Origin of the sequence: Massilia antarctica, assembly GCF_015689335.1 — a bacterium.
Taxonomy (GTDB): Bacteria; Pseudomonadota; Gammaproteobacteria; order Burkholderiales; family Burkholderiaceae_D; genus Telluria_A; species Telluria_A antarctica.
Genome location: NZ_CP065053.1, coordinates 4,168,839 through 4,182,825, shown reverse-complemented (window position 1 = coordinate 4,182,825; position 13,987 = coordinate 4,168,839). Strand labels below are relative to the sequence as shown.

General features: G+C 63.7%; 12 protein-coding genes and 1 pseudogene. 12 read left to right on the top strand and 1 reads right to left on the bottom strand.

The genetic code is table 11. From position 1 onward, the window contains the following. Position 1: 1 nt before the first annotated feature. Positions 2-154 carry a hypothetical protein gene (locus IV454_RS18740; RefSeq protein WP_206087303.1) on the bottom strand — a complete coding sequence of 51 codons (153 nt, stop codon included), beginning with the start codon at positions 152-154 and terminating at the stop codon, positions 2-4. Positions 155-434: 280 nt separating this feature from the next. Here IV454_RS18740 and IV454_RS32895 point away from each other — a divergent pair. The 12 genes and pseudogenes from IV454_RS32895 to IV454_RS18685 all read left to right on the top strand — a co-directional run. Further along, positions 435-678, top strand: a pseudogene (locus IV454_RS32895) (transposase domain-containing protein); the annotation flags it as partial. After that, positions 650-982: a hypothetical protein gene (locus IV454_RS18735; protein ID WP_206087302.1), complete on the top strand. Its 333-nt coding sequence runs from the start codon at positions 650-652 to the stop codon at positions 980-982. The pseudogene IV454_RS32895 and the gene IV454_RS18735, both read left to right, overlap by 29 nt. An 18-nt stretch (positions 983-1,000) precedes the next feature. Next, the gene (gene tssJ / locus IV454_RS18730) at positions 1,001-1,549 is read left to right on the top strand and encodes a type VI secretion system lipoprotein TssJ (protein WP_206087301.1); all 549 of its coding nucleotides are present in this window, start codon (positions 1,001-1,003) and stop codon (positions 1,547-1,549) included. Continuing rightward, entirely contained in the window at positions 1,546-2,934 is a 1,389-nt protein-coding gene (tssK, locus tag IV454_RS18725; protein WP_229521696.1) for a type VI secretion system baseplate subunit TssK, read from the top strand. The genes tssJ and tssK overlap by 4 nt, the downstream gene beginning before the upstream one ends. Next, complete coding sequence (locus IV454_RS18720; protein WP_206087300.1) at positions 2,931-4,274, top strand: DotU family type VI secretion system protein; 1,344 nt, start codon at positions 2,931-2,933, stop codon at positions 4,272-4,274. The genes tssK and IV454_RS18720 overlap by 4 nt, the downstream gene beginning before the upstream one ends. 8 nt (positions 4,275-4,282) lie before the next feature. Beyond that, positions 4,283-7,894, top strand: a complete 3,612-nt coding sequence (tssM, locus tag IV454_RS18715; protein ID WP_206087299.1) for a type VI secretion system membrane subunit TssM — start codon at positions 4,283-4,285, stop codon at positions 7,892-7,894. Continuing rightward, on the top strand, positions 7,894-8,598 hold the full coding sequence (gene tagF / locus IV454_RS18710; protein ID WP_206087298.1) for a type VI secretion system-associated protein TagF: 705 nt from the start codon (positions 7,894-7,896) through the stop codon (positions 8,596-8,598). Before tssM ends, tagF begins: the two co-directional genes overlap by 1 nt. After that, complete coding sequence (locus IV454_RS33560) at positions 8,595-10,265, top strand: serine/threonine protein kinase (protein WP_206087297.1); 1,671 nt, start codon at positions 8,595-8,597, stop codon at positions 10,263-10,265. Before tagF ends, IV454_RS33560 begins: the two co-directional genes overlap by 4 nt. Then, positions 10,262-11,311, top strand: coding sequence for a type VI secretion system protein TssA (gene tssA, locus IV454_RS18700; protein WP_206087296.1), 1,050 nt, complete (start codon positions 10,262-10,264; stop codon positions 11,309-11,311). The genes IV454_RS33560 and tssA overlap by 4 nt, the downstream gene beginning before the upstream one ends. 75 nt (positions 11,312-11,386) lie before the next feature. Continuing rightward, positions 11,387-11,938, top strand: coding sequence for a type VI secretion system contractile sheath small subunit (tssB, locus tag IV454_RS18695; protein ID WP_206087295.1), 552 nt, complete (start codon positions 11,387-11,389; stop codon positions 11,936-11,938). Beyond that, positions 11,931-13,439, top strand: coding sequence for a type VI secretion system contractile sheath large subunit (gene tssC / locus IV454_RS18690; RefSeq protein WP_206087294.1), 1,509 nt, complete (start codon positions 11,931-11,933; stop codon positions 13,437-13,439). Before tssB ends, tssC begins: the two co-directional genes overlap by 8 nt. Positions 13,440-13,484: 45 nt before the next feature. Further along, entirely contained in the window at positions 13,485-13,961 is a 477-nt protein-coding gene (locus IV454_RS18685) for an Hcp family type VI secretion system effector (protein ID WP_206087293.1), read from the top strand. Positions 13,962-13,987: the final 26 nt, after the last annotated feature.

The following is a 13,987-nucleotide window of genomic DNA, read 5'->3' as shown; positions in this document are numbered from 1 at the left end:
CCTACAGCGGCCGCGGGCCGGCAGCATCCTTGCGGCCCATGCCGCGGCGGCGCGGGCCGGCGGCGACGGGGTCGGGCGGCTGCGTGGCGCAGCATGCGGTGATGGGTGAAAAGCCAAGCGCGCGTCGTGACGATGCCATAGTGTCGATGCGCACGCCTCCCGCCAACGCAGTGTTGCGTACTGGCTTTCGGCGTGCCCTCCCTGGTAAGTAAGCGTTGATGCCGGCGCTGTCCGCGTGACGACGCCCTGCCGCCATGTGTGTGTGGAAAGGGGTGCTTGGTTCCATGCGCAGAACTGAGGGGGGGGGGGTGTCCGGTTGTCGGCGCCGCAACTGATCGGAATAAAAATGGAACCGCATCCCGCATGCGAATGACCTGCGCAAAGAATTCACTACCGGGCTGGTGGTACTTCCCGCTGAAAACGCTGATCCGACCGACAACCCGGCTGCGGAACGCGCCTTGCGCGGTGTCGCCAACGGCCGGCGCAACGATCTGTTCACCGGCGCCGACAGCGGCGGCGAGCACGCGGCCGCTATTTATTCCATGATCGGGACGGCCAAACTAAACGGGATTGACGCGCAAGCCTGGTTGCGCCGCGCGCCAGCCCACATCGCCCCCCCTCAACCGTGTCGGCCAATTGCTGCCCTGGCATGGCGCCTGGCAGCTGGCCACCGCCTGAAAACACGCCGCTTCCCAGCGGCGTGACGCCATCATCAGGCAAGACGGCGCTCAACTCAATCGTCACCAAGCCGACGCTTACCAGCGGCGCGGCAGGTTCGCTGTTTCATGTCCACATCCATGAAGTGATTCAATTTAATAAACATAAATTTCGGCACGAAATTAATGATTGCCTGACCATACATTTTATTCAATTTTTTGAATATCCCTGGCGTCATGCCCCTGTCACTTTTGAACATTACAATCATTTCCGTTCAATACAGGCCCGGCGATCGAAGTGCGTATCGGAGCGCCCAGCGATGTAATAACTTATCTGCTTGTCCGTGAATAGCGAATCAGCCAAGAGGCCACCATTGCAATCAATATCCAGGGTCATCGGCTTACTGATTACCGTCACCGCTGCCATTGTGCTTAGCGCGTGCGCGTCGAGCGCCACGAGCAAAGCGTCGCCCTATCGCATCGACTTGCAGGCGGCCAGCGACGTGAATGGCGACAGCCGCCAGCGCCCGTCCCCGCTGCTGGTCAAGATCTATGCGCTGCGCTCGCCGACCGGCTTCCAGTCGGCCGATTTCTTTGCGCTGCAAAGCCAGGCCGAAACGGTGCTGGGCAAGGATCTGGTTGAAATCGACCAGATCGCGCTGGCACCGGGCGAAATCCGATCGATCAAGAAACCGGGCAATCCCGACGTCACCGCCATTGGCATCGTCGCTGAATACCGGCTATTGGAAAAGAATAAGTGGCGCGAAACAATCACTCTGCCGGATCCGAAACAATTGAATGTCTTTAAATTCTGGCAAACCTTGCCCGATCAGTTTCTCCTGCAGGTCGGTATTAACAAGGGCGGTATCGCATTGATTCAAAAAGCCAAATGAAACCATATTCACCCAATCCGAATATCGCCAGCAGCATGCATCAGCGCATCGTCTGGACCGAAGGCATGTTTTTGCGCCCGCACCACTTCCAGCAGATGGAGCGCTACCTCGAAAACTTCGTGCAATCGCGCGTGCTGCCAATGCAGGGTTTTCACTGGGGATGGTCACGCCTGGTGCTCGACAGTGATGCGCTTGCACTCGGAAAGCTGGCAATCAGCAGCGCTGCCGGCGTTATGCCTGATGGAACGCCATTTGCCTTCGAGGCAGACCATGCGCCTGCCATGCTGGACGTGCCGGCACAGCTCAAGGATCAGGACATCGTGCTGGCCTTGCCCTTGTGGCGTGCCAACCGGCCCGATTTTTCCTGGGCCGATGAGGCCCCGCCGCAAGATGCCGCCAGCAACAGCGGCTGGACCCGCCATGACATCGGCGAGTTCGAAATTGAAGACGCCAACAGCGATGCCTTCGGCCCGGCCGTGCTGCAATTTGGCCGCTTGAACCTGCGCCTGATGCCCGCATCCGCGCTCAATCCCAACTGGCAGTCCGTGGGCGTGGCGCGCGTGCACGAACGCCGCAACGATGGCCAGGTGCTGCTCGATGACAGCTACATCCCGCCGATGCTCGCAGCCACTGCGCACCCCGTGCTGGAACGATTTGTCTCGCAACTGCACGGCCTGCTGCAACAGCGCGGCGACGCCTTGGCCGAGCGCTTGTCGCAGCCCGGCAGCAGCGGCGTGGCTGAATTTGCCGATTTTCTGCTGCTTGAAGTGATCAACCGCTACACCGGCGTTACCTGGCATGCAGGTCAAAGCAGTCGTTTGCATCCGGAGATGCTCTACAAGGACATGCTGAAACTGGCTTGCGACCTGGCCACCCATACCTCCGACAAGCGCCGCCCGACCGTCTATCCGCCGTATCTGCACGACGACCTGCAGGCCACGTTCACGCCGCTGATGGCCGAACTGCGCCGTGCGCTATCCATCGTTCTTGAGCAGCACGCCATCGCCATCGCGCTGCAAGAACGCGGCAATGGCATTCGCGTGGCGCAGATTCCTTCGCTGGAATTGATCCAGGACGCCGGCTTCGTATTGGCGGTCAATGCCGATATGCCGTCCGACCTGCTGCGCACGCGCTTCCCGGCGCAGCTGAAAATGGGCGCGGTCGAGCGCATCCGCGACCTGGTGCTTCTGCAGCTTCCCGGTATTGGCGTGCGCCTGCTGCCAGTGGCGCCGCGGCATTTGCCCTACCACGCCGGCTTCACCTATTTTGAACTCGACAAGACCGGCGAGTTCTGGAAACAGCTGGAAAAATCCGGCGGCCTGGCGCTGCACGTGGCCGGTGATTTCCCCGGCCTCTCCATGGAATTCTGGGCCATTCGTCAATGAACTCCACCAATACCCTCGGTTTCGATCCGCTCGGCCAGCTGGGCCGGCGCGGCGACCATTTTGTCGCGCCCAATCCGGGTGGCGCGTCGACCACGCCGGGCGCTGGCGCAGTTGGAGCCGATGCCGCCGCTGCGCCGCCTCCCGGCCCACGGATCCACAGCGGCAGCAACCCGCTGGTGGCGCTGGCCAACCCGCTGCTCAATCTCATTCCACAGATTCGCACGACCGTGCATCACGCCGATCCGGCCATGCTGCGCGGGCAGTTGCTGGCCGAATTGCGCCAGTTCGAAACCCGCGCCCGGGAAGCGGGCATTGCGAACGAAACCATTATCGGCGCACGCTACTGCCTCTGCACCACACTCGACGAAGCGGCCACCCTGACGCCCTGGGGCGGCGGTGGCGTCTGGTCGGCCAGCAGCCTGCTGGTGACGTTTCATAACGAAACCTGGGGTGGAGAAAAATTCTTCCAGTTACTGTCGCGCCTGGCGCCCTATCCGGCCCAGCACATCGATCTGCTCGAACTTCAATATTTCTGCCTGATGCTTGGCTTCGAAGGACGCTACCGGGTGCTCGACCAGGGCCGCTCGCAGCTCGACCTGCTCAAGCAGCGCATGCTGCAACTGATCCGCACCCAGCGCGGCGAGCATGCCGGCGCCCTGTCACCGCATTGGCACGATCCGGTCATGGCCGCGCGTGCGCAGCGCAAGGTGCCGCCGTGGGCAGTCGCCAGCGTGGCGGCGCTGGCCTGTGTCGGCTTGTTCATCGCTCTCCAGTGGTCGCTGTCGTCGCGCTCCGATGAGGTCCATGCCGCGATCGACCAGCTGCGCGCCCCGCGCGTGGTCGCCAGCGCCGCCAAGCCCTCCCCCGCAGCGCAAACGCGCCGCCTGGCGCAGTTCCTGGAAACGGAAATCGCCGAAAAGCTGGTCAGTGTGCTGGACCTGAGCGAGCGCAGCACGATCATCATCCGCGGCGACAGCTTGTTCGAGTCGGGCGCCGCGACTGTCAGCGGCAACCCGGCGCACGCAGCCTTGCTGGCGCGCATCGGCAAGGCGCTCAATGCCGTCCCTGGCGCGGTGCTGGTGGTCGGCTACACGGACGATGTGCCAACCCGCGGCTTGCGCTTCGCATCCAACTGGGAGCTGTCGGTAGCGCGCGCCGAGAGCGTCAAGAACGTGCTGCAAGCGCTGCTCGATCAACCAGGCCGCCTGCGCGCCGAAGGCCGCGGTGCCTTTGAGCCGGCCGTGCCGAACGACAGTCCAGCCAACCGGGCGCGCAACCGTCGCGTCGAAATTACCTTAATGGTGCCGCCGGCGGCGCCAAGCGCCGAGTCCGCACCATGAATCTTGTCATGAACCTGTTCGGAACGGTGGCCGGTGTCGTCTTCGGCCGCCAGCTGTGGATATTTTTTGGCCTGCTCGCCTTGTGCAGCATGGTCTGGCTGCTCGGGCCGATCATCGCCATCGGCCAGATGCGCCCGCTGGAGAGCGAACTGGCGCGCTGGTGCGTGATCGGCCTGGTGTTTGCCATCTGGCTGGTGCGCGCGCTGTACCGCAACTGGCGCGCGGCCCGTCTGAACTCCCAGCTGCTGACCCAAATCCGCACACCCGCCGCGCGCCCCAATGCCGCACCAAGCGCTGCCAACCCGCACCTCGATGAACTCAACCAGCGCTTCCAGGACGCGTCCGAGAAGCTACGCACGGCCAGGTTTGCCACCGACGCCGGCCAGGGCAAGCTGGCTTTCCTGCAGCGTTTCTCGGGTCAGTACCTGTATCAGCTACCGTGGTACGTCTTCATCGGCGCGCCCGGCTCGGGCAAGACCACGGCGCTGGTCAATGCGGGCCTGGAATTCCCGCTGGCGGAACAATTTGGCAAGGCAGCCATTCGCGGCATCGGCGGCACCCGCAACTGCGACTGGTGGTTCACCAATGAAGCGGTGCTGATCGACACGGCCGGCCGCTACACCATGCAAGAGAGCCATCGTGAACAGGACCAGGGCGAATGGCAGGGTTTTGTCGACCTCCTCAAGAAATTCCGGCCGCGCCAGCCACTGAACGGCGCCATTCTCACCATCAGCATCGCCGATCTGCTCGGCAGCAGCGAGCAGGAACGCGCACTGCATGCGCTCACCTTGCGCAAGCGCCTGCACGAACTGCGCGATCAGCTCGGCATTCAATTCCCGGTCTACGTCCTGATCACCAAGGTCGATCTGCTGGCCGGCTTTACCGAATATTTTGCCCAACTGAGCAAGGAACAGCGCAGCCAGGTATGGGGCCTGACCTTCAAGCTGGACGCCGTGCGCGATAGCTTCGACTTGCCCGGCGCTTTTTCATCACAATACAAGCAATTGCTGGAACGCCTGTACGCCAGCCTGCCTGAGCAGCTGCTGGCCGAGCACGACCCGCGCCAGCGCGAACTGGCCTACCTGCTGCCGCAGGAATTTGCCGGGCTGGAAAGCATCCTGAGCCAGTTCCTGGCGCACGTCTTCGTCTCGTCGAAATTCGAGTCGAACGCCTTGCTGCGCGGCGTGTACTTTACCAGCGGCACCCAGGAAGGCACTGTGTTCGACCGGGTCCTCGGCGGCATCAAGAACTTCTTGCAGATCAATACCGGCCAGCGTGCGCCGCAAATCGGCGAACCTGGCCGCAGCTTCTTTCTGCGCAGCTTATTGCAAGACATCATTTTCAAGGAAGCGGGCCTGGCTGGCATCAATGAACGCTGGCAAAAGAAGCAAACCTGGCTGCGCACAGGCGCTTATGCCGCCACCGCCGTGCTGGTTATCGCGATGTCGCTCGCATGGATCAACAGCTACCGTGCCAACCAGGCTTACGTCAACGATGTCGCAGCGCGCCTGCCAGCGCTGGAAAAACGCCTCGGTGCCGTTCGGCTGAGCGACCGTGAACAGGTCACCACCGTCATGCCGATGCTCGACGCCTTGCACGCCGTGCCCGTCAGCACCGTGCTCGACGTGGAACATCCAGCGCTGGCTTACCGGCTGGGCCTGTATCAGGGCGCCAAGCTGCAAGCGGCGTCCACCCGCGCTTACGAACGGGCGCTGGACGACATGTTTCTGCCGCAACTGGCGCGCCGCCTGGAAGACAGCCTGCGCCAGGCCCCGGGCGGCGACGTGGAACTGAGCTATAACGCGCTCAAGGCGTATCTGATGCTGTTTGACCCCGCGCATTACGACGCCGATTTCCTTCAAGCGTGGTTGTCGCTGGACCTGGAACGTCAAATGGGCAACGCCCTGTCCAAGGTCCAGCGCGACGAACTGCGCGCCCATCTGAAGCGCTTGCTTGCGCAAAGGATCGTTGCGTCACCGTTTGCCATCGACGAGCCGCTGGTGGCGCAAACGCGTGAACGGCTGCTCACGCATACCCTGGCCCAGCGTGCCTACGGCAGCATGAAGCGCATGCTGCAAGGTAACAAGCAACTGCCGACCTTCAATGTCGGCGCCGTGGTCGGTCCCCAGGCGCCGCTGGTGTTTCGCCGCGCCAGCGGCGCCAGCCTCAATCAAGGCGTGGCCGGCTTGTACAGCTATCGCGGTTACTGGGAACTGTTCGCGCCCGGCCTGGACGCGCGCGTCGCCAAGCTGGCGGAAGAAGAGAAATGGGTGCTGGCCCAGCCAAAAAGCGCGCCGGCGCGCGGCGACAACCTGACCGCGTGGAGCGCCGAGGTACGGCGCCTGTACCTCACCGACTACATTCGCGTGTGGGAAGACTATCTGGGCGACCTGCGCCTGAAAACCGGCGGCACCCTGGCCCAGAATATCCAGGTCGCGCGCATCCTGTCGTCCCTTGACTCGCCGCTGGTGCGCCTCATGAACGCCGCCGCCAGGGAAACCACCCTGGTGCGCAAGGACGAGATCAACGGCGCCACCATCGTCGACAAGGCCAGGGATAAACTCGACAGCACGCGCTCGTCCCTGAGCCAGATCTTTGGACAAAACGACCTGGCCAACGGCAAGCCGGAGGCGGCTGCCGCGGAACGAGTGGAAATGCTGGTCGATACGCGCTTTGCCGCGCTGCGCGAATTTACGACAGCGCGAGACAAAGGCGGCAAGGCGCCGATCGAAGGCATTGTCGAGACCCTCGGCGAGCTGTACGCCCAGTTGACGGCGACCGAAACCGCCCTGCGCGACGGCGCCACGCCGCCGCCGAATCAGGTGCTCAGCAAAATCCTGGCCGAAGCCGGCCGCCTGCCGACGCCGTTTCGCGGCATGCTGGGCGAGCTGGCCAATTCGTCCGACAACAATGTGACCCAGGTGCTGCAACAGCAGCTCGGCAAGAATGTTGCCGCCAACGTGGGCCACTACTGCCAGCAAAGCGTGGCTGGCCGCTACCCGTTCGTGCGCGCTTCCTCGCGCGACATGGCGCTCGCCGATTTTGCCCAACTCTTCGCGCCCGGCGCCCTGATGGACGAATTTTTCCAGAAGAACCTGGCAAACCAGGTCGACACGGCGGCACGGCCATGGCGCTTCAAGGGCGATCAGAAGGCCCGCGCCGGCTACCTCGATTCCTTCGAGCAGGCAGTCGTCATCCGCGATGTGTATTTCGCCGGCGGCGCCCGCACGCCCACCATCCGCTTCGATATCAAGCCGGTTCAGATGGACGCTTCCATCGCCCAGTTTGTCATCGACATCGACGGCCAGGTGGTGCGCTACGCCCACGGCCCGCAAGTGTCGACGCCGCTTCAATGGCCCGGCCCGGCAGGGCGCAACCAGGTGCGCGTGCAGGCTACCGGCAGCAACGGCAGCAGCGCTTCCTTGATGACCGAAGGCGCCTGGGCGCTGCACCGCATGTTCGACCGCGCCAGCCTGGCGCCACAGCGCGATCCGGAAAAAATGCTGGCGACGTTCGACGTCAACGGCGCCAAAGCCGTGTTCGAAGTGACCGCCAGCAGTGCGCACAACCCATTCCGCCTGGCCCAGCTGGCCAGCTTTTCCTGCCCGGGAGGCGTGTGATGAACGGCCCATTCAATACGCTCGTCCAAAGCAGCGCCAGCGCGCCGGTCGGCTGGTTCGGCAAGATCCCGTCGGCCGGCGACTTCGTCCGGCAGCACTTGCCCTACGACCTGATGAAAGGCTGGGAGCACTGGCTGCAAAACGGCTTGGCGGCCTTGCAGCAAGCCGGCCCGAACATGCTGGCCACGCACTATGCCGTGGCGCCGCTGTGGAATTTCCTGCTCCCGGCGGGACTCGGCCACGACTCGGTCCAGCTCGGCGTTCTGGCACCTAGTTGCGACCGGGTTGGCCGCTACTACCCGGTCGCGGCGCTGTGGCCGGTGCCGCTTGGCGCCTTCCATAACGGCATGCTGGAGCGCTGCGACGAATTTTACGGCGCGCTCGGTCAGGCGCTGCTCGATACGATCCGCCACGGCCACGCCATCGACCGCCTCGGCAGTGCCCTGGCGCAGGTGAACACCGCGCCGATGCGCAGTTGCGCCGCCGTGGACCAGGATGCGTTCTGGCGCCAGGCGCAGGCCGGCATCCGTCGCCACGCCAAGTCCAGTCCCGACCTGGCACTGTATTTCGACGCCGCCAGCGCCACCAGTTTCTGGTGGACCAACCAGGGCGACGGCTCGCCCCTGAACACCTGCACCCACACCGGACAGCTGAACAATGCCCTGTTCGCCCGCCTGTTCGGTCCCCAACAAGGATCCGTATGACCGAATTTTCCAATGCCAGCGTCCTGATCGAACCGGCGGCAGCATCGGGCGCCGACACGCGCCCGCTGCCCAACGGCCACCGCATGGAAGAATTCGAAATCACCGGGGTGCTCGGTATCGGTGGCTTTGGCATCGTGTATCGCGCGCTCGACCATGCGCTCGCGCGGGTGGTGGCGATCAAGGAATACATGCCGGCCATGCTGGCGGTGCGCCAGGGCGACCTGAGCATCGCGCTGCGCGGCGAGCGTTTCGCCGCCACCTTCAAAAGCGGCCAGGCAGGCTTTATTAACGAAGCGCGCCTGCTGGCCAAGTTCGACCATCCGGGCCTGATCAAGGTGCTGCGCTTCTGGGAAGCCCATGGCACCGCCTACATGGCCACGCCCTGCTACGAAGGCCTGACGCTCAAGCAGCGCCTGGCGGGCGGGCGCGCCCTGAGCGAAGCGGACATCATGCGCATGCTGGCTGCCCTGCTGGGCGCGCTTGAAACCTTGCACCGCACCCAGTGCTTCCACCGCGACATCGCCCTCGACAACATCATGATGCAGCCGGACGGAACCCCGGTGCTGCTCGATTTTGGCTCGGCCCGCAAGCTCATTGGCGACCTGGTCGACGATGCCGGCATCATGCTCAAACCCGGCTATTCGCCGATCGAGCAATACACCGACGACCCGGCCTTTCCCCAGGGGCCGTGGACCGACATTTATGCGCTCGGCGCGGTCATTCACATCCTGGTGTCGGGTCAGCTGCCGCCAGCGGCGGTCGTACGCAGCATTTCAGACAACTACCAGCCGCTGGAAGGCAGCACCCAGCGCTACAGCGCCACCCTGCTGCGCGCCGCCGATGCGGCCCTGCGCCAGCGCATTGAAGAGCGGCCGCAATCGGTCGGCGCGTTTGCGGCCCTGCTGGGCCTGACGTCGGCAACGCCGGGACACTACAGCGCTGTCGATCACCCGGCCCCGTTGATGGGCGTCGCGGCGCCAGCGGCCAAAGCAAGCGCGGACGCCGCGCTTCCAGCCAGCCCGGCGTTCCCGCACGACGCGCCGCGCGACGCACTTGTCAGGTCGGCATCGGTCACGCCGCAAGCCTCCTCCGGCGAGCGCGTCGCGCCAACACATACAGCACGCTGGTGGGTCCTCGGCGCGGGCACATTGGCGGTGGCCCTTGTTGCAGTGCTGTGGCTGGTGAACCTTGCGCCGGCCCCTGTGACGGCACGCGCGCAGCTGCCTCGATCCGCAGCAGGCATGAACGCCGCAGCGCCGCCACCGATGCCCGCAACGCCGCTCGCGACGGCCGCGCCAGTCCCCGTAACGCTTGCGCCAGAGGCAAACAGCAGCGCGCTGGCGGTGTCCGCGCCGCCGGCCCAGAACAGCGAACCCGAAGCCCTCGCGCCCGCGCTCGTCGATGCCGGGCCAGCGCCCAAGCCGGTTGCCGCGCCAGTGCTCAAGCCGATACAGGTCGCGCTGCGGATCAGCCCATGGGGCGAAGTGTATGTGAACGGTAAAAAACGCGGCGTCAGCCCGCCCATGAAGTCACTCCAGCTGATGCCCGGTGACTACAGGATCGAAGTGCGCAACGGATCACTGACGCCGCACCGCCTGAAGCTGAAGGTGACAGCCGACACAGGCGCGCCCGATGTTGTCCACGCTTTCAAATCGGGCCAGCCATGAAGCTGCTTGACGCTCCCTGCGCCGAATCGGCCCTGCTCAGCACCTTGCTCGCGCCAGCCGGTGACGCACCGCCGTGCGGCCCCAACCTGGAATATGCCGCCTCCTTCCTTGCGCTTGTGCACGCCGCGCAGCCGCGCGCCGAGCAGCAATACGGTGACACCATCATCGCGGCCGAAGCGCCGGACTGGCGCGAGGTCGCGCGCCAGGGCGAGCAGCTGATTTTGCAAAGCAAGGACCTGCGCATCGCCTGCCTGCTGGCGCAAGCCTGGACCAAGCTGCAAGGCATGCAGGGCTACGCCCAGGGCCTGCGCCTGGTGGCAGGGCTGCTGAGCCGCTACTGGACCGATCTTTACCCGCGCCTGAAGGAAGACGACCAGGACGACGAGGACATCGACCCATTCCCGCGCACCAACGCGCTGGCGCCACTGTTCGAGCCGCAGAGCGTGCTGCGCGACTTGCGCGCAGTACCGCTGCTCGGTCCCGGCGCCCTCCCCTTGCGCGAGATCGAATCGGTATTCAATCACAGCGCCCCGGAGCATATGAACTACCCGGGTGGACCGGACCGCCTGCGCATGGAACTGACGCGCGCGCGCCACGACAATCATCCTGCCCTGCTGGCCGTGGACGAAGCGCATTGGGCACTCGACACGATTGTCGCGCTGCTGCAGGAGCACCTCGGCGCGGAGTGGCTGCCGGAACACCAGCACGCCGGCAAGCTGCTGCGGCGCCTCGCCGAGACCAGCGCCAGCGGCCAAGCCGCTGCCGCGATCGCGCCTGAGCAGGCAGCCAGCCAGCCTGACGCGCCGCCGGCGCCGGGCACGCGCGCACCGGACTGGCGCACGCAGGAGCCGGGCAGCCGCGACGACGTGCGCCTGATGCTCGAAAAAATCTGCTTTTATCTGGAAAAGCACGAGCCGAGTCATCCGGCCCCGCTATTGCTGCGGCGCGCGCAACGGCTGATGCAGATGAATTTCTACGACATCATGCGCGACCTCGCGCCGGACAGCGTCAGCCAGATCGACCTGCTGATGGGCACGCAGACATGACAGCGCAACCCTCCGTTTTAACGCATGTGCACACCGTTTTCGACCAATTGACAGCTTTCACAAGGAGTTATTTCCATGGCTAACCCACGGGCCGCAAGCAGCGGCCAGAAATTCATCGCACGTAACCGTGCTCCGCGCGTGCAAATTGAATACGACGTCGAAGTGTATGGCGCCGAACGCAAGGTGCAACTGCCGTTCGTCATGGGCGTCATGGCCGACCTGGCCGGTAAGCAGCTGAACCCGCTCCCGGACCTGGCCGAGCGCAAATTCCTGGAAATCGATATCGACAATTTCGATGAGCGCATGAAGTCGCTGCACCCGCGCACCGCTTTCCAGGTACCGAACACCTTGACCGGCGAAGGCATGCTGCAAGTCGACCTGACCTTCTCCAGCATGGACGACTTCTCGCCGGCCAGTGTGGCGCGCAATGTGGATTGCCTGGCGCAGCTGCTCGACGCCCGCACCCAGCTGTCCAACCTGCTCTCCTACATGGACGGCAAGAGCGGCGCCGAGGAATTGATTAACAAGGTGCTCAAGAATCCGGCGCTGCTCGGCAGCCTCGCCGCCCGGCCGGCCAACGACATGGCGACCGGCCCGGCGGCCGTGCAGGGAGACGCGCATGAATGATTTTTCCGCCCTGCTGGAAGCGGGCGCCCTGCCGGCCCACAGCACCAGCGCCGAAAGCGACTTTGCGCTACTGCTGCAAAAGGAATTCAAGCCAAAGAGCGAGCAAGCCAACCACGCGGTGCAAAACGCCGTGCGCACCCTGGCCCAACAAGCACTGGCGCACACGGTGACGATGTCGTCGGACGCGTACAGCTCGATCCAGGCCATCATCGCCGAGATCGACCTGAAGCTGTCGGAGCAGATCAATCAGATTTTGCACCACGCCGACTTCCAGCAGCTGGAAGGCGCATGGCTCGGTCTGCATCACCTGGTCAGCAACACCGAAACCGATGAACTGCTGAAGATCCGCGTGTTGCCAATCTCGAAAAAGGAACTGGCGCGTAACCTGAAACGCTACAAGGGCGTGGGGTGGGACCAGAGCCCGCTCTTCAAGAAAGTCTACGAAGAAGAATACGGCCAGTTCGGCGGCGAGCCTTTCGGCAGCATGATCGGCGACTTCTACTTCGACCACAGCCCGCAGGACGTCGAAACCCTGGCGGAACTGGCGCGCATCTCGGCGGCCGCGCACTGCCCGTTCATTTCCGCCGCCGCCCCGACCTTGCTGCAGATGGAATCCTGGCAGGAACTGGCCAACCCGCGCGACCTGACCAAGATTTTCCAGAACACGGAATACGCGGCCTGGCGCAGCCTGCGCGAATCGGACGATGCGCGCTACATCGGCCTGACCATGCCGCGCTTCCTCGGCCGCCTGCCCTACGGCGCACGCACCAATCCGGTCGATGAATTCAGTTTTGAAGAAGACACCGACAGCGCATCGCACGAGCGTTATACCTGGGCCAATTCGGCCTACGCGATGGGCGTCAACATCAATCGCTCGTTCAAGGAATTCGGCTGGTGCACCTCGATTCGCGGCGTCGAATCGGGCGGCGCGGTCGACAACCTGCCGTGCCACACCTTCCCGACCGACGACGGCGGCGTGGACATGAAGTGCCCGACCGAAATCGCCATCAGCGACCGCCGTGAAGCGGAACTGGCCAAGAACGGCTTCATGCCGCTGGTGCACCGCAAGAACTCGGACTTTGCCGCGTTTATCGGCGCCCAATCACTGCAGCAGCCCGCCGAGTATTTCGATGCCGACGCGTCGGCCAACGCCCGCCTGTCGGCCCGCTTGCCTTACCTGTTCGCCTGCTGCCGTTTCGCGCACTACCTGAAATGCATCGTGCGCGACAAGATCGGCTCGTTCAAGGACCGCGATGAAATGACCAGATGGCTCAACAGCTGGATCATGCACTACGTCGATGGCGACCCGGCCAACTCGTCGCAGGAAACCAAGGCGCGCAAGCCGCTGGCCGCCGCCGAAGTCCAGGTGGAAGAACTGGCCGATAACCCGGGTTATTACGCCGCCAAATTTTTCCTGCGTCCCCATTACCAGCTGGAAGGCCTGACCGTCTCCCTGCGTTTGGTATCGAAATTGCCTTCACTGAAGAAAGTGGATGGCTAAGCAAGCACCAACCCTGCAAGTCTTTTCTCAATTTAGGAGTTTTACATGGCAGCAATGATGTTTATGAAAGTAACTGGCGTCACCGGCGAAGCAAGCGATGACAAGCACAAGGATTGGAGCGATATCAAATCGTTCTCGTGGGGCGCCAGCCAGCCAGGCGGCATGGTCGTCGGTGGCGGCGCAGGCCGCGCCAGCTTCAATGACCTGCAAGTGGTCGCCTACATGGACAAGGCCACCCCAGCCTTGATCAAGCACTGCGCAAGCGGTTTGCGTCTCGGCAGCGTGATTGTCCACGTGTGCAAATCGACAGGCACGAAGAAAGAGTTTTGCGTCGTCACCCTGGAAGATGTGCTGGTGACGTCGGCGCAAATCGTCGGCGTCGATCCGCAAGACACGCTTGAGCGTCTGGTCATGAACTATGGCTTCCAGGCTGCCAAAGTGCGTCAGGCTTATACCGACAAGCAAGGCAACGGCGCATCGAGCCCAATGGGCTGGAACATCACCGACAACGTCGAAATGTAATGTGCGGGGTTCATTGAGCCGAAGCT

Excerpts from the sequence above, each read along its gene's own strand:
- tssA (WP_206087296.1), top strand. The coding sequence starts at position 10,262 with ATGAAGCTGCTTGACGCTCCCTGCGCCGAATCGGCCCTGCTCAGCACC.
- tagF (WP_206087298.1), top strand. The coding sequence starts at position 7,894 with ATGAACGGCCCATTCAATACGCTCGTCCAAAGCAGCGCCAGCGCGCCG.
- tssB (WP_206087295.1), top strand. The coding sequence starts at position 11,387 with ATGGCTAACCCACGGGCCGCAAGCAGCGGCCAGAAATTCATCGCACGT.
- IV454_RS18685 (WP_206087293.1), top strand. The coding sequence starts at position 13,485 with ATGGCAGCAATGATGTTTATGAAAGTAACTGGCGTCACCGGCGAAGCA.
- tssC (WP_206087294.1), top strand. The coding sequence starts at position 11,931 with ATGAATGATTTTTCCGCCCTGCTGGAAGCGGGCGCCCTGCCGGCCCAC.
- IV454_RS18735 (WP_206087302.1), top strand. The coding sequence starts at position 650 with ATGGCGCCTGGCAGCTGGCCACCGCCTGAAAACACGCCGCTTCCCAGC.
- IV454_RS18720 (WP_206087300.1), top strand. The coding sequence starts at position 2,931 with ATGAACTCCACCAATACCCTCGGTTTCGATCCGCTCGGCCAGCTGGGC.
- tssK (WP_229521696.1), top strand. The coding sequence starts at position 1,546 with ATGAAACCATATTCACCCAATCCGAATATCGCCAGCAGCATGCATCAG.
- tssM (WP_206087299.1), top strand. The coding sequence starts at position 4,283 with ATGAACCTGTTCGGAACGGTGGCCGGTGTCGTCTTCGGCCGCCAGCTG.
- IV454_RS33560 (WP_206087297.1), top strand. The coding sequence starts at position 8,595 with ATGACCGAATTTTCCAATGCCAGCGTCCTGATCGAACCGGCGGCAGCA.